At 72.6% G+C, this 21,309-nt stretch carries 21 protein-coding genes and 1 pseudogene; 12 read left to right on the top strand and 10 right to left on the bottom strand.

The window, feature by feature from the left end:
* Positions 1 to 70: 70 nt before the first annotated feature.
* Positions 71 to 1,570, bottom strand: a complete 1,500-nt coding sequence (locus ACTWQE_RS08620) for an SCO1417 family MocR-like transcription factor (RefSeq protein WP_443328235.1) — start codon at positions 1,568 to 1,570, stop codon at positions 71 to 73.
* Between the two features lie 112 nt (positions 1,571 to 1,682).
* Between ACTWQE_RS08620 and yczE the strand changes: the two genes are divergently transcribed.
* The 4 genes from yczE (at position 1,683) to ACTWQE_RS08600 (ending at position 5,180) form a co-directional block, all read left to right on the top strand.
* Complete coding sequence (yczE, locus tag ACTWQE_RS08615) at positions 1,683 to 2,351, top strand: membrane protein YczE (RefSeq protein ID WP_443328234.1); 669 nt, start codon at positions 1,683 to 1,685, stop codon at positions 2,349 to 2,351.
* Positions 2,348 to 3,112 carry a glycerophosphodiester phosphodiesterase gene (locus ACTWQE_RS08610; protein WP_443328233.1) on the top strand — a complete coding sequence of 255 codons (765 nt, stop codon included), beginning with the start codon at positions 2,348 to 2,350 and terminating at the stop codon, positions 3,110 to 3,112. Before yczE ends, ACTWQE_RS08610 begins: the two co-directional genes overlap by 4 nt.
* Positions 3,113 to 3,162: 50 nt before the next feature.
* On the top strand, positions 3,163 to 4,551 hold the full coding sequence (locus ACTWQE_RS08605; RefSeq protein WP_443328232.1) for an MFS transporter: 1,389 nt from the start codon (positions 3,163 to 3,165) through the stop codon (positions 4,549 to 4,551).
* Positions 4,552 to 4,805: 254 nt separating this feature from the next.
* Positions 4,806 to 5,180 (top strand): RNA polymerase-binding protein RbpA, encoded by a 375-nt coding sequence (locus ACTWQE_RS08600; RefSeq protein WP_055472566.1) that lies wholly within the window; start codon positions 4,806 to 4,808, stop codon positions 5,178 to 5,180.
* Between the two features lie 247 nt (positions 5,181 to 5,427).
* On the opposite strand, the gene fxsA is transcribed toward ACTWQE_RS08600, so the two are convergent.
* On the bottom strand, positions 5,428 to 6,048 hold the full coding sequence (fxsA, locus tag ACTWQE_RS08595; RefSeq protein WP_443328231.1) for an FxsA family membrane protein: 621 nt from the start codon (positions 6,046 to 6,048) through the stop codon (positions 5,428 to 5,430).
* A 147-nt stretch (positions 6,049 to 6,195) separates the two neighbouring features.
* On the opposite strand from fxsA, the gene ACTWQE_RS08590 reads away from it, so the two are divergent.
* The gene (locus ACTWQE_RS08590) at positions 6,196 to 6,450 is read left to right on the top strand and encodes a WhiB family transcriptional regulator (protein ID WP_443328230.1); all 255 of its coding nucleotides are present in this window, start codon (positions 6,196 to 6,198) and stop codon (positions 6,448 to 6,450) included.
* A 234-nt stretch (positions 6,451 to 6,684) separates the two neighbouring features.
* Here ACTWQE_RS08590 and ACTWQE_RS08585 read toward each other — a convergent pair whose 3' ends face one another.
* Complete coding sequence (locus ACTWQE_RS08585; RefSeq protein WP_443328229.1) at positions 6,685 to 7,059, bottom strand: VOC family protein; 375 nt, start codon at positions 7,057 to 7,059, stop codon at positions 6,685 to 6,687.
* Positions 7,060 to 7,262: 203 nt separating this feature from the next.
* On the opposite strand from ACTWQE_RS08585, the gene ACTWQE_RS08580 reads away from it, so the two are divergent.
* Positions 7,263 to 7,502 carry a hypothetical protein gene (locus tag ACTWQE_RS08580; protein ID WP_443328228.1) on the top strand — a complete coding sequence of 80 codons (240 nt, stop codon included), beginning with the start codon at positions 7,263 to 7,265 and terminating at the stop codon, positions 7,500 to 7,502.
* A gap of 271 nt (positions 7,503 to 7,773) precedes the next feature.
* Here the strand turns inward: ACTWQE_RS08580 and ACTWQE_RS08575 are convergent, their stop codons facing one another.
* Both ACTWQE_RS08575 and ACTWQE_RS08570 read right to left on the bottom strand, forming a co-directional pair.
* Positions 7,774 to 7,899 carry a DUF7218 family protein gene (locus ACTWQE_RS08575; RefSeq protein WP_443328227.1) on the bottom strand — a complete coding sequence of 42 codons (126 nt, stop codon included), beginning with the start codon at positions 7,897 to 7,899 and terminating at the stop codon, positions 7,774 to 7,776.
* 46 nt (positions 7,900 to 7,945) lie between these two features.
* Positions 7,946 to 8,914 (bottom strand): LLM class F420-dependent oxidoreductase, encoded by a 969-nt coding sequence (locus tag ACTWQE_RS08570; RefSeq protein WP_443328226.1) that lies wholly within the window; start codon positions 8,912 to 8,914, stop codon positions 7,946 to 7,948.
* 98 nt (positions 8,915 to 9,012) lie between these two features.
* Here ACTWQE_RS08570 and ACTWQE_RS08565 point away from each other — a divergent pair, with 98 nt between their 5' ends.
* Positions 9,013 to 9,690, top strand: coding sequence for an HAD family hydrolase (locus ACTWQE_RS08565; RefSeq protein ID WP_443328225.1), 678 nt, complete (start codon positions 9,013 to 9,015; stop codon positions 9,688 to 9,690).
* Between the two features lie 238 nt (positions 9,691 to 9,928).
* On the opposite strand, the gene ACTWQE_RS08560 is transcribed toward ACTWQE_RS08565, so the two are convergent.
* The 4 genes and pseudogenes from ACTWQE_RS08560 to ACTWQE_RS08545 all read right to left on the bottom strand — a co-directional run bounded on the left by ACTWQE_RS08560 (position 9,929) and on the right by ACTWQE_RS08545 (position 15,456).
* A complete protein-coding gene (locus ACTWQE_RS08560) occupies positions 9,929 to 10,717 on the bottom strand; it encodes a polyprenol monophosphomannose synthase (RefSeq protein ID WP_443328224.1) in 789 nt (262 codons plus the stop codon).
* A complete protein-coding gene (gene lnt, locus ACTWQE_RS08555) occupies positions 10,714 to 12,474 on the bottom strand; it encodes an apolipoprotein N-acyltransferase (protein WP_443328223.1) in 1,761 nt (586 codons plus the stop codon). Before lnt ends, ACTWQE_RS08560 begins: the two co-directional genes overlap by 4 nt.
* A 752-nt stretch (positions 12,475 to 13,226) precedes the next feature.
* Positions 13,227 to 14,897, bottom strand: a pseudogene (locus ACTWQE_RS08550) (amidohydrolase).
* 118 nt (positions 14,898 to 15,015) lie between these two features.
* Positions 15,016 to 15,456, bottom strand: coding sequence for an Lrp/AsnC family transcriptional regulator (locus tag ACTWQE_RS08545; protein ID WP_443328222.1), 441 nt, complete (start codon positions 15,454 to 15,456; stop codon positions 15,016 to 15,018).
* Positions 15,457 to 15,486: 30 nt separating this feature from the next.
* On the opposite strand from ACTWQE_RS08545, the gene ACTWQE_RS08540 reads away from it, so the two are divergent.
* The 3 genes from ACTWQE_RS08540 (at position 15,487) to ACTWQE_RS08530 (ending at position 16,886) form a co-directional block, all read left to right on the top strand.
* Positions 15,487 to 15,702 carry a hypothetical protein gene (locus tag ACTWQE_RS08540; protein WP_443328221.1) on the top strand — a complete coding sequence of 72 codons (216 nt, stop codon included), beginning with the start codon at positions 15,487 to 15,489 and terminating at the stop codon, positions 15,700 to 15,702.
* Positions 15,703 to 15,868: 166 nt separating this feature from the next.
* Complete coding sequence (locus tag ACTWQE_RS08535) at positions 15,869 to 16,129, top strand: hypothetical protein (protein ID WP_443328220.1); 261 nt, start codon at positions 15,869 to 15,871, stop codon at positions 16,127 to 16,129.
* 322 nt (positions 16,130 to 16,451) lie between these two features.
* The gene (locus ACTWQE_RS08530; protein WP_443328219.1) at positions 16,452 to 16,886 is read left to right on the top strand and encodes a hypothetical protein; all 435 of its coding nucleotides are present in this window, start codon (positions 16,452 to 16,454) and stop codon (positions 16,884 to 16,886) included.
* Positions 16,887 to 17,361: 475 nt separating this feature from the next.
* Here the strand turns inward: ACTWQE_RS08530 and ACTWQE_RS08525 are convergent, their stop codons facing one another.
* Positions 17,362 to 18,534, bottom strand: coding sequence for an acyl-CoA dehydrogenase family protein (locus ACTWQE_RS08525; RefSeq protein ID WP_443328218.1), 1,173 nt, complete (start codon positions 18,532 to 18,534; stop codon positions 17,362 to 17,364).
* Between the two features lie 323 nt (positions 18,535 to 18,857).
* Between ACTWQE_RS08525 and ACTWQE_RS08520 the strand changes: the two genes are divergently transcribed.
* Entirely contained in the window at positions 18,858 to 20,144 is a 1,287-nt protein-coding gene (locus ACTWQE_RS08520; protein ID WP_443328217.1) for a glycoside hydrolase family 18 protein, read from the top strand.
* 683 nt (positions 20,145 to 20,827) lie between these two features.
* A partial coding sequence (gene dhaL / locus ACTWQE_RS08515; protein ID WP_443328216.1) for a dihydroxyacetone kinase subunit DhaL occupies positions 20,828 to 21,309 on the top strand: 482 nt, incomplete at its 3' end.

Raw genomic sequence — 21,309 nt, 5'->3', positions numbered from 1 at the left:
GTCCTGCCGCGCCACCCGGGGCTCGGGAGCTCAGGGACTCCGGACCTCAGGGACTCCCGGACTCCCGGACTCAGGCAACCAGGCTGCGCGGGTCCTCCGTGGCGGCGGGGGCGCCGGTCTCCACCAGATGGGCCGCCGCCGCGAGCCGGGTGGCGGCGGTCTCCGCGAGCGTCCCGCCCACCGTGAACGGGAGCCGTACGAACCCCTCGAAGGCACCGTCCACACCGAACCGGGGCCCGGAGGGCACCCGTACGCCCATCCGCTCCCCCGCTTCGGCGATCCGCGAACCGGACAGGCCGCCGGTGCGCGTCCAGAGGGTGAGCCCCCCGTCCGGGACGCTGAACTCCCAGTCCGGCAGATGCCGGCGGAGGGCCGCGACCACCGCGTCGCGGTTCTCCCGCGCCTGTGCCCGGCGGATGTCGCCCGCCGCCTCCCAGCCGCCGTCAGCCAGCAGCCAGGTGACGGCGAGCTGTTCGAGGACGGGCGAGCCGAGGTCGGCGTAGGCGCGGGCGGCGACGAGGCTGCGGATGACATCGGGAGCGGCACGCACCCAGCCGATGCGCAGCCCCGCCCAGAACGCCTTGCTGGCCGAGCCGACGGTGACGACGGTGCTGCCCGAGGGGTCGAAGGCGGAGACGGGGCGCGGACGTTGCAGGTCCGGCTCGAGCCGGAGCTCGGACATGGTCTCGTCCGCGATGAGCACGGTACCGGCCGAACGGGCGGCCGCCACCAGCTCACGACGCTGCTCCTCGGTGGCGAGGGCTCCGGTGGGGTTGTGGAAGTCGGCCATCACATACGCCATGCGCGGCGCGGCGTCACGCAGCACCTGCCGCCAGGCGGGGATGTCCCAGCCCGCGAGCCCGTCGGCCATGGCGACGGGCACCAGCCGGGCGCCCGCCTCCCGCATCAGCTGCAGGACGTTGGCGTACGACGGCGACTCGACGGCGACGCGCTCACTGCGGCCGGCGAAGAGATGACAGGTGGCGGTGACGGCGCCCATGGCGCCGGTGGTGACCATGATCTGCTCGGGCATGGTCGGGATGCCGCGGGCGGTGTAACGGTCGGCGAGGGTCTGGCGCAGGACCGGGAGTCCCGCCGGGTAGTCGCCGTGGGTGTGGGCGTACGGCGGGAGCTGTTCCAGGGCGCCCTGGAACGCTCGGGAGAGCCAGGGCTCGGGGGCGGGAAGGGCGGCGCAGCCGAGGTCGATCATCGACTCGGCGGCGTCCGGCGGGAGCGGGTCCAGACCGCGGGTGGGCAGCGGGCTGCCGGCCGGGACGGAGGTCCAACTGCCCGCCCCGCGCCGCGATTCGAGGAATCCCTCGGTGCGCAGGGCCTCGTAGGCCGAGGCGACGGTGGTACGGCTGAGGGCGAGGGCGGCGGCGAGTTCCCGCTCGGCGGGGAGGCGGGCGGCGACCGGGACCCGGCCTTCGAGCACGAGCAGGCGCACGCCGTCGGCGAGCGCACGGTAGGCGGGCACCCGGCGGCCTGCCGGGGCCCCCTGTCCGGCGGTCTGCGACCGGAGGAGCCGGGCGAGTTGCGCGGCACCCACCGCTGAAGTCCACTGACCCATCGCCTGCAGTCCACCTTCCCCGAATTGGCCATGGAACTGCATCAGTCCCCAGCCACAGGGTGACACGAGCCAGGCCACTTCCACCACCTCCTCCAGCCTCAGGGAGTTCTCCGTGTCCGGATCGAGCGGGTCCCGCCGTCTCACGCGCCGTCTCGTCCAGCTCTACGCCGGGCTGGTCCTGTACGGCGCGAGCGCGGCACTCCAACTGCGCGCCGGGCTGGGTCTCGACCCCTGGGACGTGTTCCACCAAGGGGTGTCCGAGCACGCGGGGCTGTCCATCGGCACGGTGTCGATCGCTGTCGGCGCTGTGGTCCTGCTGCTGTGGATTCCGCTGCGGCAGCGGCCCGGCCTCGGCACGATCTCGAACGTCGTGGTGGTCGGCCTGGCGATGGACGCGACCCTGGCGCTCGTACCGGGCGCCCACGGTCTGCCGCTCCGCGTCCCGCTGCTGATCCTCGCGATCACGCTCAACGGCGCGGCGACCGGCCTGTACATCTCCGCCCGCTTCGGGCCCGGCCCCCGGGACGGTCTGATGACCGGTCTGCACCGGCGCACGGGCCGCTCCGTCCGCCTCGTACGGACGGCGATCGAGGTGACCGTCCTCGCCACCGGCTACGCGCTCGGCGGGGCGGTCGGCGTGGGCACGGTGGCGTACGCGCTCGCCATCGGGCCACTCTCCCAGGTCTTCCTGCGGGTGTTCGCCATCCCGACGACACAGGGCGGGCACTCCCGGGTGGTGGCGCACGGCGGGGAATCGGGGCACGCCATACTGCCGCGGTGACCGCTTCCCGCCATCCCTTCCTCGACCACCCCGCCCCGCTCGCCTTCGCCCATCGCGGCGGGGCGGCCGACGGTCCGGAGAACACCGCGGCCGCGTTCCGGCGCGCGGTCCACGCCGGTTACCGCTATCTCGAGACCGATGTGCACGCCACATCGGACGGCGTGCTGGTCGCCTTCCACGACGCGACTCTGGACCGGGTCACCGACACACGGGGCCGCATCGCGGAGTTGCCGTGGTCCGAGGTGCGACGGGCCCGGGTCGCCGGCACCGAGCCGCTGCCCCGGTTCGAGGAACTGCTGGAGACCTTTCCCGAGGCGCGCTGGAATGTCGACATCAAGGCGGAGGCGGCGCTGGTCCCGCTGATCGAGCTCATCCGCAGGACCGGTGCCTGGGGCCGGGTGTGCGTCGGCTCGTTCTCCGAGGCCCGGATCGCGCGTGCGCTGTCCCTGGCGGGAGAGCGGCTGGCGACGTCGTACGGCACGCGTGGCGTGCTCGGGCTGCGGCTGCGCTCGTACGGGCTGCCCCTGCGGCCGCGGCGGGCGGCGGTCGCGGTCCAGGTCCCGGAAAGGCAGTCGGGGATACGGGTGGTGGACCGCGCCTTCGTACGGGCCGCGCACGCCCGCGGCCTGCAGGTGCATGTGTGGACGGTGAACGAGCCGGAGCGGATGGCAGCGCTGCTCGACCTCGGGGTGGATGGCATCATGACCGATCGGATCGACACGCTGCGCACGGTACTGACCGACCGGGGAGCCTGGGCCTGACCCCGGCCCCGCCGTGACGCGGCGGCGAACGGGGACGACAGGGGGCCCGGATGGGCACAGACACCGCGTACGGCGCGGCGGCCGGGACCACGGCCACGCCGGCCGAGCGGCAGCGGGAACAGCGGGGCTGGTACGTCTACGACTGGGCCGTCTCGGTCTACTCGTCGAGCGTTCTGACGGTCTTTCTGGGTCCCTATCTCACGGAGGTGGCCAAGGCCGCGGCGGACGCGGAGGGCTATGTGCACCCGCTGGGCATCCCGGTGCGGGCGGGGTCCTTCTTCGCCTACGCGGTCTCGGCCTCGATACTGCTGGCAGCGCTGGCGATGCCGCTGGCGGGGGCGGTCGCGGACCGTACGGGCCGGAAGAAGCCGCTGCTGGGCGCGGCCGCGTATCTGGGAGCGGGGGCGACGGCGGGGATGTTCTTCCTCGACGGCGACCGCTATCTGCTCGGAGGCTTCCTGCTGGTGGTGGCGAACGCCTCGCTCGCCGTGTCGATGGTGCTCTACAACGCCTTTCTGCCGCAGATCGCCGAGCCGGACGAGCGGGACGCGGTCTCCTCGCGGGGCTGGGCTCTCGGCTACGCGGCCGGAGCGCTGATGCTGATAGCGAATCTCGTCCTGTACGCGGGCCATGAGACCTTCGGGGTGTCCGAGGGGACGGCGGTGCGGATCTGCCTGGCGGCGGCGGGGCTGTGGTGGGGTGCGTTCGCCCTCGTCCCGCTGCGACGGCTGCGGGACCGGCGTACGCCCGGTCACGGCCCGGCGCAGGGTGGCTCACCGGTGCGGGGCGGCTCCCTGGGGCAGGGCGGGCGCCAACTTGTCGCGACGCTGAGGGATATGCGCCGCCATCCGCTGACACTGGCCTTTCTGGTGGCGTATCTCGTCTACAACGACGGGGTGCAGACCGTGATCACGCAGGCGTCCGTATACGGCTCACAGGAGCTGGGGCTGGACCAGACGACATTGATCAGCGCCATTCTGCTGGTGCAGATCCTGGCGGTGGCGGGTGCGCTGGGGATGGCGCGGCTGGCCCGGCGCTACGGCGCGAAGCGTACGATCCTGGGCTCGCTGGTGGCCTGGACCGTGACGATCGGCGCGGGCTACTTCCTGCCCGCGGAGACGCCCGTCTGGTTCTTCGTGCTCGCGGCAGCGATCGGGATGGTGCTGGGCGGCAGCCAGGCGCTGTCGCGCGCGCTCTTCTCACAGCTGGTGCCACGCGGCAAGGAGGCCGAGTACTTTTCGGCGTACGAACTGAGCGACCGGGGTACGAGCTGGCTGGGCCCGCTGCTGTTCGGTCTGACCTACCAGCTGACCGGGGACTACCGGGACGCGATCATTTCGCTCGTGGTGTTCTTCGTGCTGGGATTCGTGCTGCTCGCGCGGGTGCCGGTGCGCCGCGCGGTGGCAGCGGCGGGCAACCCCGTACCGGACCGGATTTAGGGTCGGCGGCCGAAGGCGGTAGTGTACGCCCTTGGCCTGCCGGATGGACCGTTACTGCGCGCTAAAGAGATGGAAACGCTGGGTGACATCTGCTGCCAGATGTGACAAACCGGGCGCTGGTGGGTACAACAAGGGGCGGCACGACGGGCGACGCATGTCCCGGAACGGGAATCTTCACCGCCGACCGGACGTTGACCGGATGACGACGACAGCGACACCTGTCCTGTGGGCTACAAGCCCGGGAGGCACGATTCATGAGTGAGCGAGCTCTCCGCGGCACGCGACTCGTGGTTACCAGCTACGAGACCGACCGCGGCATCGATCTGGCCCCGCGCCAGGCGGTGGAGTACGCATGCCCGAACGGCCATCGATTCGAGATGCCGTTCTCGGTAGAGGCGGAAATTCCGCCGGAGTGGGAGTGCAGGGCCTGCGGCGCCCAGGCACTCCTGGTGGATGGCGAGGGCCCTGAGGAGAAGAAGGGCAAGCCCGCGCGTACGCACTGGGACATGCTCATGGAGCGGCGCACCCGCGAGGAGCTCGAGGAGGTGCTGGCCGAGAGGCTGGCCGTCCTCCGCTCCGGAGCCATGAACATCGCCGTGCATCCGCGGGACAACCGCAAGTCCGCGTAGCGCCGAGGCGCACGCGCCGACGCAGCGCGAGGCCGCGGTCCGTGGGACACCCTCCGGTTTCCCACGGGCCGCGGCCTCTGCGTGTTTCCCACGGGCCGCGCCTCTGCGTGTTTCCCACGGGCCGCGGCCTCTGCGTGTTTCCCACGGGCCGCGCCTCTGCGTGTTTCCCACGGGCCGCGCCTCTGTGTGGGTGCCTGCCCGGCCCGCCCGCCCCTTCAGCCCGGCCCCCCTGCGTGAGGGCGCCCGGTCAGTGCGTGAGCGGCGGGCGCGGATCGTCCTCGTCGCGCCGTTCAGCACCGGTGCGGTCCTCACGGATGACCTCGCCCTGGACGATCTTGCCGTCGGGGCGGTGGATGCGCGACTGCTGGAAGGCGTCGCCGAGCGTGCCGACCCTCGCCGATCGCATACGGCGGGACAGCGACCGCTCCATCGTCCGGTGCAACAGCGTCCTCGTCGGGGGGAAGATACAGAGCAGGCCGAGCGCGTCGGAGATCAGCCCCGGCATCATCAGCAGCAGCCCGCCCAGCATGGGCAGGGTGTTTCCGCTGCTCTCGTCATCGGTCCCCGGCCCGTCCCCGGGCTGCCCTCCGGCCTGCGCCGCCTGGGCCCGCTGAAGGTTCGCGGTGAACCCGCGCCAGGCCCGGCGGCCGGCCCGCTTGATCACATAGCCGCCGAGGACCACACCGGCCACGAGCAGCAGCAGCACCGTGAGCCCGCCGAAAGCGTCGGCCACGACGATCAGCAGCCAGATCTCCAGCAGCAGCCAGGCGGCGACAGCCAGTGGCAGGACGGTGCGGGCGAGCGAGCGCTTCGGGCGGGTGCGCCGACCGCCCTGCGGCGGATGCTGGTGCGGAGTGCCGGTCGTCATGGTTCCCAGTGTGCCTGGGCAGGTGGCGGAATCGGAGCGCCGGGGCGGCGCATTCGCCGGGCCCGTGCATTGCGGGCGCCCTCCCGGGTACGCGAGCCGGACCGGCAACCATGCGCCCCCGACGGGCGCGGAAACGGAGTTGACCCCATGAACTGGCGTCAGAGCGCTGCCTGCCGCGACGAGGACCCGGAACTCTTCTTCCCCATCGGTACCTCGGGCCCCGCCGCGCTCCAGGCACAGGAGGCGAAGTCCGTGTGCGAACACTGCCCGGTCACCGAGCAGTGCCTGGAGTGGGCGCTGCGGAACAACCAGGACTCCGGCGTCTGGGGTGGCCTCGACGAGAACGAGCGGCGCACGCTGCGACGCCGTACCGCACGAGCGCGCAGCCGGGCCCGGCGCTGACAAGCCGCCGCCTGCCCGGTGACGTCCCGAGGGGGAGCTGCGGGACGGAACGCTCGACCTGCTGCCGTCAGTGCCGGCGGCCCGCCTCGCCCTGCCGGGCGTAGGCGGCCGGACCGTATCCGCTCGGCCGCCCCGGTCGCTGCCTCGCGTTCTGTCCGCAGGCGGGGCACATCGCCGCCCCCGTGGCCCGGACGGCCGCGGGACCGGCGCGGTGGACGGCCTCGCCCGGCGTCATCAGACGACCGGGACGATCAGGCAGAACTCGTTGCCCTCCGGATCGGCGAGCACCGCGGTGAGCCAGCCGCGGTCATCGAACGGCTCGCGCAGCACTCTCGCCCCGAGCTCACGGAGCCTGCTGAGCTCGGGCCCGATCTCGGGCACCCGCAGATCGAGGTGCATCCGGTTCTTGCCGACCTTCTGCTCGGGCACCTGCTGCAACAGCACCTCGGGGCCGCGACGACCCGGATCGGTGAGGCGGACGAACGGCGGATGGGTGCTGACGACGCGATAGCCGAGCGCCTCGGTCCAGAAAGCGGCAAGACTCCGCGGGTGCGCACAGTCCAGGACGACGGCGAGTTCCATGACGATCTTTCCTTCCGCTCCCGGCATGCGCTCCCGGGCGCCGGGTACCCGCGAGTGCCGGGGCCGTGGACGGTGTACGGGGGAGGTCGTGGCGTCCGGTGCGGCGCAGCACACGGCGGCGGCGTGTCCCCCGGCGCAGGCCGGAGGAGGTGCCGTACGGGGCGGGCGACCACTCGTCGCGGCGGCAGCAGAGCCCGGCAGGATCCCCGTATGCGAGTGAGGATGGGGTCATGAGCGAACGACCGACGGAAGCACCCGAGGAGCACGGCGGAGGCATTCCCCGGGACTTGCCGGACCAGCAGGCAGGCGCCCCGGAGACGCCCGACCACTGGGACGCCGACGAGCCGTCCCCCGAGGAGGAGAACGAGGCGGTGCCGGACACCGACGAGGCGGGCACCGGGCCGCGGGGGACACCCCAGCCCGAGGGCGTGAACCCGGAGGAGCCCGCCCCGGACGAACCGACGGACTGAGCGCTCACCGCGCGGCACGCGCGGGCCCGGCGCCCCCGCCCCCGGCCCGGCCGCGACCACGCCACGGCCCGGGCACATGGCCAGGCCCGTGCCCGTCGGTTCCGTGGCGGCGGGCTCAGGTTCGCGCCCCGTGGCGGCCCGCTCAGCGGTTGCGGAGCTCCGAGATCAGCTGGTCCTGGACATGCCGGCCCTGCCCTCGATGCCCACCGTCCTGGCCTCGCGGTACAGGTCCTCCCTCGTCCGGTCCTCGTACTGACCGGCCTTGCCGCCCTTACGCCCCGTCGCCCCCGCGCGATCCGCGGGAGTCGTTGGCGATTCTGGCGGCCTTCTCCTTGCTCGCGCCTTCGCGGCGCAGGGCCTGGTAGGGCTTCTCGTCCTTGATCCGCGGATCGGGCATGGGGAACACCTCCGTTACGCGTGCTGACAGGTACCCTCCCCCGTCCTCACCATGCCGCGCGGAACTCCGGCAGGAGGGTCTTGTGCGCCCATTCCAGGAAGGCGGGCTGAGTGTCGCCGCCGACCTGCACGAGCGCCACCTCGGTGAACCCCGCCTCCACGTACGGACGTACGGCCTCGACGAAGTCCTCGGGATCGTCACCACAGGGGATCGCCGCGGCGACGTCGTCGGGCCGTACGAACTGGGTGGCGGAGGCGAAGGAGGCCGGACCGGGCAGCTCGGAGTTGACCTTCCAGCCGCCGCCGAACCAGCGGAACTGGTCATGGGCCCGGCGCACGGCGGCATCGCGGTCCCGGTCGAAGCAGACGGGCAGCTGTCCCACCCGGGGCTTCCCCTCTCCGCCGTGCCGGGAGAAGGAGTCCAGCAGCTCCGCCTTCGGTTCGGCGGCGATCACGAGGTCGGCGCGGCGTCCGGCGAGCGCGCAGGAGCGCTCCCCCGACACCGCGATACCGATGGGCGGGGGCTGAGCGGGCAGGTCCCAGAGCTTGGCGGACTCCACGTCGAAGTGGGTGCCACGGTGGTTGACATGGCCGCCGGCGAAGAGGGCGCGGATGATGTCCACCGCCTCTTCGAGCATCTCGTGCCGTACGTCGACCGAAGGCCAGCCGCCGCCCACCACATGCTCGTTGAGGTTCTCCCCGGAGCCGAGGCCGAGCCGGAAGCGTCCCTCGGACAGCAGGTGGAGCGTCGCCGCCTTCTGGGCGATGACGGCGGGGTGGTAGCGGATCGTCGGGCAGGTGACATACGTCATCAAGGGAATACGGGACGTGGCGTGCGCGGCGGCGCCCAGCACGCTCCACGCGTAGGGCGAGTGCCCCTGCGAGTCCAGCCACGGGAAGTAGTGGTCGGAGGTGACGGAGAAGTCGAATCCGGCTTCCTCGGCGCGGACAACGTGATCCACCAGTTCGCGCGGACCCGCCTGCTCGGTCATCATCGTGTAGCCGATTTGCACCATAAGCCCCGGATGCCCCTACGCCCCCAACGGAAACATGCCGCAAAGCCGGTCGTGGTACCCGTGGGCGGAAGGCACCGGGGGCTCGAAGGAGGAACATCATGAGCCGCGACGGGAAGCGGGGTGCCGTGCTGTTCGATGTGGACGGCACCTTGGTGGACACCACCTATCTGCACACCGTGACCTGGTGGGAGGCGATCCGGCAGGCGGGCCACCGGGTGCCGATGAGCCGTAGTCACCGCGCCATCGGCATGGGGAGCGACCATCTGGTCCCCCATCTGATCGGGGAGGACCACGACCCCGGTGAGGGCGAACGCATCAGCGCCGGACACCGCACCCTGTACGCCGAGTACTGGACGCGGCTGGCCCCGCTGGACGGTGCCGCGGATCTGCTGCGGGCCTGCGCCGACCGGGGCTGGACCGTCGTCCTGGCCAGCTCGGCCCACCGTGATGAGCTGGAGGCGATGCGCCGTGCGCTGGGGGCCGAGGACGCGGTGAGCGGGGTGACGAGCGCCGATGATGTGGACGCGAGCAAGCCCGCCCCGGACCTGGTGCTCCAGGCGCTCGACCGGGCCGGCCCGTCCGCCGGGCGGGTCGTCTTCGTGGGCGACAGCGTGTGGGACGTGGCCGCCTGCGAGCGGGCGGGCGTGCCCTGTCTGGGGGTGCTCTCCGGCGGTATCTCCCGGCAGGAGCTGCTGGACGCGGGCGCGGCGGAGGTCTACGAGGATCCTGCGGAACTGCTCGACCGCCTCGACGACAGCCTGCTGGCCAAGCCCTGAACGCCGTACGGACGTGGTTCCCGTGTTCCCGTGGTTCCTGTTCGTGTGGTTCCCGTGTTCCCGTGGTTCCCCCCGCCCAGCGCGCTGTCCGGGCCCGCGGACCGCTGGGTGAACCTGTGCCCGAGGAGCGGTCGCTCTCCGCGAACCTGTGCACCCCGGGAGGCAGCCGCCAGGTCCTGTCCGACCCATGGCGTCATCCGCCGCACGACGGGGCCAGGCGGGAAGCGGCTGACAGGGCCTAGCGGTTCCTGCGCCCCAGGAGGCGGTTGGCCCGGTGGCCCAGGCCCCAGGCCGTGACCCGCCACAGCGCCTCGACGAAGATGTCGCGGCTCATCTTGCTGTCCCCGTGGACGCGCTCCACGAAGGTGATGGGCACCTCGACGACATGGAACCCTGCCTTCACCGCGCGCCAGGCCAGGTCCACCTGGAAGCAGTACCCCTGGGAGGCGACCGCGTCCATGCCCAGGCTCTCCAGCGTCTCCTTGCGGAAGGCCCGGAAGCCGCCGGTGATGTCGCGGATGGGCATGTCGAGCAGCACACGGGAGTAGATGCTGCCGCCGCGGGAGATGAACTTACGGGACGTGGGCCAGTTGACCACGCGGCCGCCGGGCACCCACCGGGAGCCGAGGACGAGGTCCGCGCTCTTGAGGGCGGTGAGCAGCCGGGGCAGCTCCTCGGGCTGGTGCGAGCCGTCGGCGTCCATCTCGACGAGGACGTCGTAGCCACGCTCGATGCCCCAGCGAAAACCGGCGATATAGGCCGCGCCGAGCCCCTCCTTGCCCTTGCGGTGCAGCACATGGACCTGGTCGTCCTCGGCCACGAGCTCGTCCGCGAGCTTGCCAGTGCCGTCGGGGCTGTTGTCGTCCGCGACGAGGATGTGCGCGTCCGGCACGGCGGCGCGCACCCGGGCGACGATCGGCTTGATGTTCTCCGCCTCGTTGAAGGTCGGGATGATCACCAATGCGGTACCGAGCGGTCCGTACGTCCGCTGAGTTCCTCCGCGCGGAGCCCCACCACGGTCGTTCACTGCTGCCCCTTCCCGTCCGTACGTCCCCGCCGGCCGAGCACGATTGCGGCGGCGCAGGACAGAAGGCCCACCATAGCGAGCGCCCACTCCGGACCTGCGCCGACGCGGTCGGCGAGGGTCGTGTCATCACGCAGGGGGAGGCGTGCGGTGAGCACGTCCCGGGTGAATTCCGCGGTCCGCTGCTGGATCGTGCCGTCGGGGGCGACGACGGCGCTGATGCCGCTCGTGGCGGCGGTGACGACGGCGCGGCCGTGCTCGATGGCGCGCAGCTGGGACATGGCGAGCTGCTGCTCGGGCTGGCCGGTGCGGCCGTAGGTGGCGTTGTTGGTCTGGACGACGAGGGCGCGGGCGCCGTCGGTGGTCGTGTCGCGGACGATCTCGTCGTAGGCGACCTCGAAGCAGATCACGTCTCCGAGCCGGGCGGGGCCGGTCCGCAGGACGCCGGTGTGGTCGCCCGGGTAGAAGTCGCGCGGGACCCGCTGGAGCCGGGTGATGACCTTGCTGAGCTGGTCGCGGAAGGGGACGTACTCACCGAAGGGCACCGGGTGCTGCTTGGTGTAGGAGGCCCCGGGGCCGGTCCTGGGGTCCCAGACGATGCCCTGGTTCTCGACGTAGCCCTCCTCGCCCGGGTGGTCGACGAGCGCGCCGACCAGGACGGGCACACCGATCGCCTTGACGGCCCGGTCGATCCGGTCGTACGCCTCCTGGTACTGGAAGGGGTCGAGATCGGAGGAGTTCTCCGGCCAGATGACCAGGTCGGGCCGCTCGGCGCGGCCGGCCTTCACATCCTTCGCCAGCTCGAGCGTGGCGTCGGCATGGTTGTCGAGGATCTTCATGGGGCGGCCCAGGAAGTGCATACCGGGCTGCTGGACATTGCCCTGGACGATGGCGATGTCCACATGATCGTCCCCGGCGGTGGGGACGGGTACGGCGTAGCCTGCGGCGCCGACGGCCATGGCGAGCGCCGCGGCCCCCGCTCCGGGCAGTGCCGCGCGTACCGTCCGCGGGGCGCGGCGCAGGCGCCGGAGGCCGACAGCCGTGGCGGCGGCCAGCGTACCGCTCAGGGCGACGGCGAAGGTGACCAGCGGGGCGCCGCCCAGGGCGGCCAGCGGCGTGAACGGAGAGCCGGTGTTGGCGAACGCCAGGCGTCCCCAGGGGAACCCGCCGAACGGGGTGCGGTCCCGGGCCCACTCCTCCGCGACCCACAGACAGGCCGCCCAGAGCGGCCACAGCGGGAGCCGTGAGGTGACGGCCAGGCCCGCGCCCAGTGCGGCGAGGAAGAGGGACTCGATGAAGGAGAGGCCGAACACCGCGTCGTAGCCGATCACATGGAGCCAGCGCAGCAGCACGAAGAAGAAGGGCAGGCCGAAGGCGAAGCCGGTCCAGGCGCCCTGCCGGGCGGTGCGGCCGCGGGTGAGGAGGCTCAGCGCGGCCACGGCGAGCACGGACAGCGGCCAGATTCCGTACGGCGGGAAGGCGATGGCGAGCGCCGCCCCGGCCGCGACGGCCGCGGCGGTACGCGGCGCCTCGCGCCGCGCCGTCCGGTACGCGCGCCGCGAGCGCCCGGGCCGGGGCGCCGCGGTCTGCTGGTCGGCGGGCACATCGGCCCCCGGTGTCGCATCACCGGGATCAGCGGTGGCGCGGCCGGGCTCCGCCCGGTCGGCGGAGCCTTCCGGTGCCGCGACGTCCGTTTCGCGATGGCCGGAAGCCGCCCCTCCGGTCGGGTGGGCGGCGGTGGTGTCGGGGCCCGATGGCACGGTCGCGGCCTTCCTGCAGGTCGTGCGGTCGTGAGCTGACCGTACATCGCCGCCCGGGGGTAATGGAGCCCGGGTTTGCCCAAGAGGGTGGAGGATTGCCCTCCGCTTAACCCCCTTCCGGGCGGTCCTCGCGGGCCGGCTCCAAGGGCTCGTGCCGGTGGCCTGGGAACTCCGGTGCACCCGGTGCCGCCCGGGGAGAGCACGGGCAGCGTGTCCCGGCGTCGCCGACGGCGGATACGGTCCCGGCATGGCAGGTGCAACGGACGGAGGGTGGCGACAGGCGTAGCGGCCCGGCCCGGCCGGAGGGGGTACGGATGCACACCAGAGGGGGTACGGATGCACACCAACTGCGGATCGGGGCCCGGCGCCCTTCGGGCCGACCTGGGACCCGCTGGCTGCGGGTCGACCGAGAGCCGTTGTCTACTGAACGTCCGGGCCCCACCCGGGTCGCACCTGCCGACCGGCCGATACCTTCCCTCGCCCCCGTGGCGCGGGCGCTGGACCTGGCTCCCAGTGGCGGCGCACCGTGCGGCGCACCGCCCCAATGCCCAGCGGCGTTCGGCGACTGCGTGGAGATTCCCCGGTCGGACGTCCCTTGGTGGACTCGGCCGAACCTACCGGCCGCCGCCCGCGTTCTGTCAACAGCCGCTTGACCTGCGGCGATTACGCGATTCGGCAGGTCAGTGGGGAAGATCCGCAGGTGACGCGACAGACCGGGGCCGGGACTTCGGACAGTGCGCCACCCCGGTACGTCACTCGTTCGGCCGTGCGTAGACCGTATGTCCGCCGACCACGGTCCGCAGACACACCGGCAGCTCGCCGTCCGGGGTGAGCTCGGGCAGGCCGGGGGTGCCCGAACGCGGGTCGGTGGACCAGCCGGCGACTCGCTCGTCGGGTACCTGGACCACCAGGTCCCCCGCGCGCCAGACCGCGTAATCGGCCGGCGCGCCCGGGACCAGGACGCCCGCGTCGTCGCGCCCGACGGCCCGCCAACCGCCCCGGGTGTGGGCCGTGAAGGCCGCGCGCACCTAGATGCGGTGTTCGGGCGTGCGGTGGAAGGCGGCGGCGCGGATGGTGCCCCAGGGGTCGAGGGGGGTGACGGGGCTGTCCGAGCCGAGGGCGAGCGGCACCCCCGCGCGCAGCAGGGCCGCGTACGGATTGAGGGTGCGGGCGCGTTCGCGGCCGAGCCGCTGGGCGTACATCCCGTCCTCTCCGCCCCAGGCGGCGTCGAAGGCGGGCTGCACCGAGGCGGTCAGGCCCAGCTCGGCGAAGTCGGCGATGGTCTCGGGGGTGAGCATCTCGGCATGCTCGACCCGGTGGCGGGCGGCACGGACCGGGCCGAGGCCCAGGAGCTCGGCGGCTCCCCGCACCCCCTCGGTGACGAGGGCGAGCGCGGCGTCGCCGATGGCGTGGAAGCCCGCCTGGAGCCCGGCCTCGGTGCAGGCGACGACATGCGAGGCGATGGCGGCGGCGTCGACATAGGGGGCGCCGGTGTGCGGGGCGGACCCTCCCGTGCGGCCGGGGAGCGCGTCCGCGTACGCCTGGTGGAGGAAAGCGGTGTGCGAGCCCAGGGAGCCGTCGACGAAGAGGTCACCACCGGCTCCGACAGCGCCGAGCTCACGGACCCGGTCGGCTTCCTTGCCGCTGTGGACCCGCTGCGCCCAGTAGCCCAGGACACGAGGGCCGGGCCCGGCCGCGGCGAGGTCGAGCAGCCCGAGGAAGTCGTCCTCGCCGGAGATGTCGGGGCCCCCGCACTCATGGATGGTGCCGATCCCGAGGGAGGCGGCACGCTCCAGGGCGGCGCGCTGGGCGTCGGTGCGCTGCTCCGGGGTGAGGGCGGCGTGCGCGGCGCGGCGTACGGCGTGGTGGGCGTCGCCGGTGAGCGGCCCGTCCGGATCGAAGCCGGGCAGGCCGTCGGCCCCGGGCACGAGGTCGAGCAGAGCGTTGCTCACCACCGCGGAGTGCACGTCCACGCGGCTGAGATAGGCGGGCCGCCCGTCCACGGCCGCGTCCAACTCGGCACGGGACGGGGGGCGTTGTTCGGCCCACCGGGCGGAGTCCCAGCCGTGGCCGAGGAGGACACGGTCCCCGGGGCGGGAGGCGGCGTGCGCGCGGACACGCTCCAGCGCCTCCGTGACCGTACGGGCACCGGAGAGGTCGAGGCCGGTGAGGGCGAGTCCGGTGGCGGTGGTGTGGACATGTGCGTCGGTGAAGGCGGGCGTGACGAGCGCCCCTTCGAGGTGGACGATCTCGTCGACGCCGTCGGCGAAGGCATCCGCCGCACCCTCGGAACCGACCCAGGCGACCGCGCCGCCCTCGACGACCATGGCTGTGGCGAAGGGGTCGGCGGGGCTGTGGACGGTCCCTCCCCGCAGCAGCACCGTGCGGAGTTCGTCGTCCTGGGTCGCGGGGCTCTCGCTCATGACAACCAGTCTCTCCCTGTTCACGGACCGGCACCCCGCCGGGGTCGGACACACGGTGGAGCCGGCCGGACGCTGCGGCGGGGTCGGACGTGCGGCCGGGCTGAGGCGTGGGGGTGGGTCAGACGCGCGGCGGGCGTGCTTCGTAGGGGGTGGAGAGCACGACCGTGGTGCGGGTGGAGACGCCGGACTGGGAGCGGATACGGCTGAGGAGGTGTTCGAGCTCCAGGGGTGTGGCGACCCGGACCTTGAGGATGTAGTTCTCATCGCCCGCAACGCTGTGACAGGCCTCGATCTCGGGAACGTCGGCGAGCCGGTCCGCGATGTCGTCGGGAGCGCTCGGGTCGAAGGGCTTCACCGAGATGAAGGCGGTGAGCGGCAGACCGACGGCCTCCGGGTCGACCACGGCGGCGTAGCCGCGGATGACCCCGCGCTGCTCCAGCCGGCGGACACGCTGATGCACCGCCGAGGTGGACAGGCCGGTGGCCTTGCCCAGGTCGGTGTAGCTCATCCGCCCGTCCTTGACGAGCAATTCCACAATCTGCCGGTCCAGTTCCTCCACAACGCAAGAACCTACAGCGCCCTGGCCCCCTTGGCACACCTGGCCTCCGGAAACATCGCCCCCGGGGAAGTCAGCAGAGGTTACCCGGCCGGACGTCCCGCCGGCGCCCCGGTCCGGGCCGGCAGCCCGCCGACGGCCGGTCGAGATCCATGGTGGAGCGACAAGCCCGCGGTCGCCCTGGAGGGGAACAGCACCACCAAGGTGGTGCGGACGGCCATCCACGACACCTCGGTGGGTATCACCTGACCAGCGCCTCCAGACCGGTCGTGGAAGAGGTCACGGTCACCGGCACCGCCGGTCCCGGCATCGCCCTGTCCGCCGGCGCCGACCCACTGCTGCGACGGGGCACCACGGCCCGTACGAAGAGCCACGGACTGGTCGTCGCGGAGCGCTCCCGCGGCACGTTCGAGGATTGCGCGTTCAACTCGGCCGCCGGCTCGGCGATCCGGGTGGCGGCTCCGGTTCCCCCTCCTTCGTACGTGCGGTCGTACGGGACTGCGCGGATGCGGCCGCGGCCGTCATGCTCGCCGGGGAGTCGACCGCGGAGTTCGACCGGCTGGAGGTGATCGACAGCGCGGGCGTCGCTGTCTCCATCCGCTCCCAGTCCCATCCGCTCATCCGCAACGCCCGGATCAGCGACTCGGCCCTCCGCTCGGCCGCCGTCGCCTGCTGATGGCCGGTTCACCGCTGCTTCCGTACGGGTGATCGTGGACCTCGTGTCCCCGCGACGCCGGTCCCGGGGCTTCCTTGGGATCAGCGCCGGGAGTTGGGCGCCACCGGGACGACACCATGGCCTCCGGGCAGCACGCCGGAGGGCGGAACGGCGCAGCGGACGCCGGGCGCGGAGGTGCATTTACACGGAAGATGTGAGGAAGGACACACACTTCGACCCGTGTCCGCGGGAGCGTCGCGATTACCTGCGACGCCGTCAGGGAAATGCTTGCTGTGGTCGAGGCCGCAGTGCCTCGGCGGCTCACCCGAGGGGGAGAAAAACCATGCGTAGCCTGAAGCGCCCCGGTCACAGCGACCGCACCCAGCCCCTGTCCGTCGGCTCGGAGCTCGAGCCGGACGACATCGAGACGGCCGACGACGGTGACGAGGACAGCGCCTACGACACGTACGAGATATTCCGGGTCATCTGCCCGGACTGCGCACGGGCGATCGCGCTGCTGGCCGAGGAGGACGTACTGCCGGAGCACGCGCTGTGCCCGACGCCGTGGGACCCCTTCGGCCTCACGGTCTGCCCCGGTACGGGTCGCGGGGTCGCCGACACGGTGCCCGCCGACGCGTCGCTCGCCGCACAGGAGCAGGACGCGGCGCTGCTTCTGACGCTGCCGGAGGGCCTGGACTGGCGTCGGCAGCCGTTCTCCCACGTGGGTGGTCCGGGTTCGCGGCCGTTGCGCGCGGCGCAGGCGTCGGCCCGGCCATAGCGCGCAGCCCGTGGCCCGCATCCCGTAGCGCGGCTGTCCGTCCCGCCTCCGTACCGCTGCCCGTCAACTGCCGGTCCGGGCTCCTGCCGACCGGTGCGGCGCACCATGCCGTCCGCGAGCGGACGAGATGCGGCCGCCGAGGCGGGAGAGGCCGGGGCCGGCTCGCAAGCGGGCGCCCGGTCGTCCTGCGCCCCGTGGCCGATCGTCTTATGAACGTTCTCAGGGCCTCGCCCCGGTGCGCCGTACGGACACGGACGGACGGGACGGCGGCACGACCGTCCGCCGGCACGTATGCGGCCGGCCGGCCGGGCCGCCGGTGACTCGGGGCCGGACGTCACCCCCGGAGGACGCGTAACGCACCGCTTCTCTCAGGGAGTTCCCTCACGCCCGTGACGAGGGCATCGTCGACCCGTGACTCTCCGCCCCGTGCGGGGGCGGAGAGTCGGAAGAGCGCTGCCCGCGCCCGGACGTACGGTTACCGGCTCTCCGGGCCCATCACGTGGCGGGCCACGACCATGCGCTGGATCTGGTTGGTGCCCTCCACGATCTGCAGAACCTTCGCCTCGCGCATGAACCGCTCGACGGGAAAGTCCGCGGTGTAGCCGTAGCCGCCGAGGAGTTGGACCGCGTCCGTCGTCACCTGCATCGCGGCGTCCGTGCAGAAGAGTTTGGCCATCGCGGCCTCTTTGGAGAACGCCTTCCCCGCGTCCCGCAGCCGCGCGGCCGCCAGATAGAGAGCGCGGCCGGCCTCGATCCGGGTCGCCATGTCCGCGAGCATGAAGCGCAGCCCCTGGAAGTCGGCGATCGGACGGCCGAACTGCCGCCTGTCCGCGGTGTAGACCAGTGCCTCGTCGAGGGCGGCCTGTGCCACGCCGATCGCGCAGGCGGCGATACCGAGACGGCCGGAGTCCAGGGCGGAGAGGGCAACCGCGAAGCCCTGACCCTCGTCCCCGATCCGGCGCTCGTCGGAGACCCGCACACCGTCGAAGTGGAGCTGGGAGGTGGGCGAGCCCTTCATGCCCATCTTGCGCTCGGGCGCGGCGGCGGACAGCCCGGGTGCGTCGCCCGGGACGAGGAAGGCGGTGATGCCCTTGGCCCCCTCCCCGCCCGTACGCGCAAGAACGGTGTAGAAGTCCGCCACGCCGCCGTGGGTGATCCACGCCTTGGTGCCGTCGATGGTCCAGGTGTCGCCGTCCCGCACGGCGCGGGTGCGCAGGGACGCCGCGTCGGAGCCGGACGCCGGCTCGGAGAGGCAGTACGCACCGAGGAGGCCGCCGCCGAGCATGGCCGGGAGGTGCTCGGCGCGCTGCTCCTTGCTGCCGAAGGCGGCAACGGCGTGGCAGGAAAGGGTGTGGACGCTGACGCCGAGGCCGACCGTCAGACGGGCCGCGGCGAGCTCCTCGAGGACCTGGAGATAGATCTCGTAGGGCTGGGCGCCTCCGCCGTACTCCTCGTCGTACGGGAGGGCGAGCAGGCCGGACTCGGAGAGCAGGGTGAAGACCTCGCGGGGGAAGCGGCTCGCGTCCTCCTCCTCGGCCGCGTGCGGAGCGATCTCCCGCTGGGCCAGCTCGCGTACGAGCGCGAACAGGTCCCGGGCCTCCTCGGTGGGCAGTTGGCGTTCCACCGGCTGTGCGGCGCGATCGGTCATGGCGGCGCTCTCCTCCCTGTCGGGCGCTGCGGCGGTCGGCCGCTCAGGGTGTGGCGGCGCCGCCGGACGTACTGCCGAGCCGAGCCTGCCTCTCCGGGTCTCGAAGGGGACTGACCAGCGGCTGTGGCGGGTTGAGTATGCCCGATCGGAAGCCCTCCGTCACCGGTTGGCCGGAGGGATCCGCACCGCAACCACAATTGGTCCGAACCATTGACCTATTGGTCTAGTCCTCCTAGGGTTTCCCCCATCGCTCTACGCGTCCATGTCAACTCGGCCCGAGGCCGCGGCACCCCACCCCGCCCTCCCCCACACCGAGGAGAACCATGCTCAGACCCACCCGTCCTCCCATCCGTATACGCGCCCTGTTCGCGGCGCTCGCCGCCGCCTGTGCCGCGGTGCTCGCCGCCACCCTGCTGGCGGGCCCCGCGGCCGCCGGCCAGCCGTCCGCCGCCCCGGAGAAGGCCGCGAAGACAGCCGCGACGAAGGCCGCACCCAAGGCCGCGGCAGGCTCCAAGGTGATCGGTTACTTCACCAACTGGGGCGTCTACCAGCGCAATTACCATGTCAAGAACATCGAGACCTCCGGCTCCGCGGGCAAACTCACCCACATCAACTACGCGTTCGGCAATGTCACGGGCGGCAAGTGCCAGATCGGCGACGCCTACGCGGACTACGACAAGTTCTACGACGCGGGCGCGAGCGTGGACGGCCAGGCCGACACCTGGGACAGCGGGGCGCTGCGCGGCAACTTCAACCAGCTGCGCAAGCTCAAGAAGCTGCACCCGAACCTCAAGGTGATCTGGTCGTTCGGCGGCTGGACCTGGTCCGGCGGATTCGGCGAGGCGTCCCGTAACGCCGCCGCGTTCGCCGACTCCTGCTACAAGCTGGTCGAGGACCCGCGGTGGGCGGATGTCTTCGACGGCATCGACATCGACTGGGAATACCCCAACGCCTGCGGGCTGAGCTGCGACACCAGCGGCCGGGACTCCTTCAAGACCCTGATGCAGGCGCTGCGCAGCCGCTTCGGCGGCGGGAACCTGGTCACCGCGGCGATCACCGCCGACGCCTCCTCGGGCGGCAAGATCGACGCCGCCGACTATGCGGGCGCAGCACAGTACGTCGACTGGTACAACCCGATGACCTACGACTTCTTCGGCGCCTGGGCGGCACAGGGCCCCACCGCCCCGCACTCTCCGCTCACCTCCTACTCCGGCATCCCGCAGCAGGGCTTCAACACCGACGCCGCGATCACCAAGCTCAAGGGGCTGGGCATCCCGTCGTCGAAGCTGCTGCTCGGCATCGGCTTCTACGGCCGCGGCTGGACCGGCGTCACGCGGAGCGCCCCCGGCGGAACCGCCACCGGCGCGGCTCCCGGCACGTATGAGGCGGGCATCGAGGACTACAAGGTCCTGAAGACCAGGTGCCCGTCGAACGGCACCGTGGCCGGCACCGCGTACGCCCACTGCGGCTCCCAGTGGTGGAGCTACGACACTCCGGCGACCATCGCCGGAAAGATGAACTACAAGAACCAGCAGGGCCTCGGCGGAACCTTCTTCTGGGAGCTCAGCGGCGACACCACGAACGGTGAGCTGATCAAGGCGATCAGCTGAGCCTCCGCCCCGCCCCCCACAAGGCGCCCGTCCGCCCCGCCCAGGGCGGACGGGCGCCGCGCAGCGGACCCAGCCGCGCCGGGCTCCGGGCGCCCCCGACCCCGCCGCGAAAACCGCAGCCGGGGCGGGGAGCCGACATTCCGCCGACTCCCCGCCCCGGCCGTTACCTCACACCCGAAGCACGCTCCGCGCCGGACGCCGGGCGCCTCCGGGCCACGCCCGGCAACCTTTTTTTGGGGGCGTTCGGGCCCGTTCTGGCACGTTCGGGGAGGGCGGAGAGGGCCACTGGGCGCTGGTGGCGCCTGCCAGGCTGCCCCCCGCTCGCCGCCCTGGCACCGCCTCCCCCGGCTACCCACCGACCGGAGGTTGGGGGAGGACCCAGCTGCGTTGACCGACCGAGGAGGCCCTCCCCCGGCCTCCGGCCGGGGGACCCAGAGGCCGGACCGGCGCCTTTGCAGCCGACCGCACCACGTCACCTCGCCACCGGCCAGGCCACGGCCGGCGCGGCACTGGCATGTCGCCGCACCGCCCGCGGTTCAGCCGACCACCCCGGCGCGCGGAGAAAGGTATCCGCACCATGGGGGGCTGATCGGACGCCGCGGGAGCAGACTGGTGGCGAACGGCCCATGCCCTTGCGCAGGCCGTACGCCCGCATCCGCTCCGAGCCGAGGAGTCCCAAGCCCATGACCGTCCCGACGGGCCCCGCCTCCGCTGTCCTCGACACCGCGTTCTTCCGCCGCTGGCTCCACCGTGCCACCGAAGTGATCAGCGCGGAGGCCAACCACCTCACCGAGCTCGACTCCCCCATCGGGGACGCGGACCACGGCATCAATCTCAAACGCGGCTTCACCTCGGCCCTGGCGGTCGTGACGGCCGAGCCGCCGACCACACCGGGCGCGCTGCTGAAGGCGTTCGGCACCCATCTCACCAACACGGTCGGCGGCGCGTCCGGACCGCTCTACGGCACGGTGCTGCGCCGGGCGGGCCGCGCGCTGGGGGAGGACGAGCCCGTCAGCGCTGAAGGGCTCGGCGAGGCGCTGGCCGCGGCGGTCGCCGGGGTGCGGCGGCTGGGCGACTCCGCGCCCGGGGACAAGACGATGGTCGACGCGCTGGCGCCCGCCGCCGAGGCGTACAGCGCGGCCCTGGGGAGTGGCGCCCAGGTGGC

The organism is Streptomyces sp. 8N706 (assembly GCF_052245415.1).
GTDB lineage: Bacteria > Actinomycetota > Actinomycetes > Streptomycetales > Streptomycetaceae > Streptomyces.
Note: the sequence above shows the minus strand (reverse complement) of the source record. Positions and strands in the feature narration are given on the sequence as shown.

Coding starts and splice junctions, on each gene's coding strand:
- ACTWQE_RS08620 (WP_443328235.1), bottom strand. CDS start 1,570: ATGGGTCAGTGGACTTCAGCGGTGGGTGCCGCGCAACTCGCCCGGCTC.
- ACTWQE_RS08605 (WP_443328232.1), top strand. CDS start 3,163: ATGGGCACAGACACCGCGTACGGCGCGGCGGCCGGGACCACGGCCACG.
- ACTWQE_RS08600 (WP_055472566.1), top strand. CDS start 4,806: ATGAGTGAGCGAGCTCTCCGCGGCACGCGACTCGTGGTTACCAGCTAC.
- fxsA (WP_443328231.1), bottom strand. CDS start 6,048: ATGACGACCGGCACTCCGCACCAGCATCCGCCGCAGGGCGGTCGGCGC.
- ACTWQE_RS08590 (WP_443328230.1), top strand. CDS start 6,196: ATGAACTGGCGTCAGAGCGCTGCCTGCCGCGACGAGGACCCGGAACTC.
- ACTWQE_RS08585 (WP_443328229.1), bottom strand. CDS start 7,059: ATGCCGGGAGCGGAAGGAAAGATCGTCATGGAACTCGCCGTCGTCCTG.
- ACTWQE_RS08580 (WP_443328228.1), top strand. CDS start 7,263: ATGAGCGAACGACCGACGGAAGCACCCGAGGAGCACGGCGGAGGCATT.
- ACTWQE_RS08575 (WP_443328227.1), bottom strand. CDS start 7,899: ATGCCCGATCCGCGGATCAAGGACGAGAAGCCCTACCAGGCCCTGCGC.
- ACTWQE_RS08570 (WP_443328226.1), bottom strand. CDS start 8,914: ATGGTGCAAATCGGCTACACGATGATGACCGAGCAGGCGGGTCCGCGC.
- ACTWQE_RS08565 (WP_443328225.1), top strand. CDS start 9,013: ATGAGCCGCGACGGGAAGCGGGGTGCCGTGCTGTTCGATGTGGACGGC.
- ACTWQE_RS08530 (WP_443328219.1), top strand. CDS start 16,452: ATGCGTAGCCTGAAGCGCCCCGGTCACAGCGACCGCACCCAGCCCCTG.
- ACTWQE_RS08525 (WP_443328218.1), bottom strand. CDS start 18,534: ATGACCGATCGCGCCGCACAGCCGGTGGAACGCCAACTGCCCACCGAG.
- ACTWQE_RS08520 (WP_443328217.1), top strand. CDS start 18,858: ATGCTCAGACCCACCCGTCCTCCCATCCGTATACGCGCCCTGTTCGCG.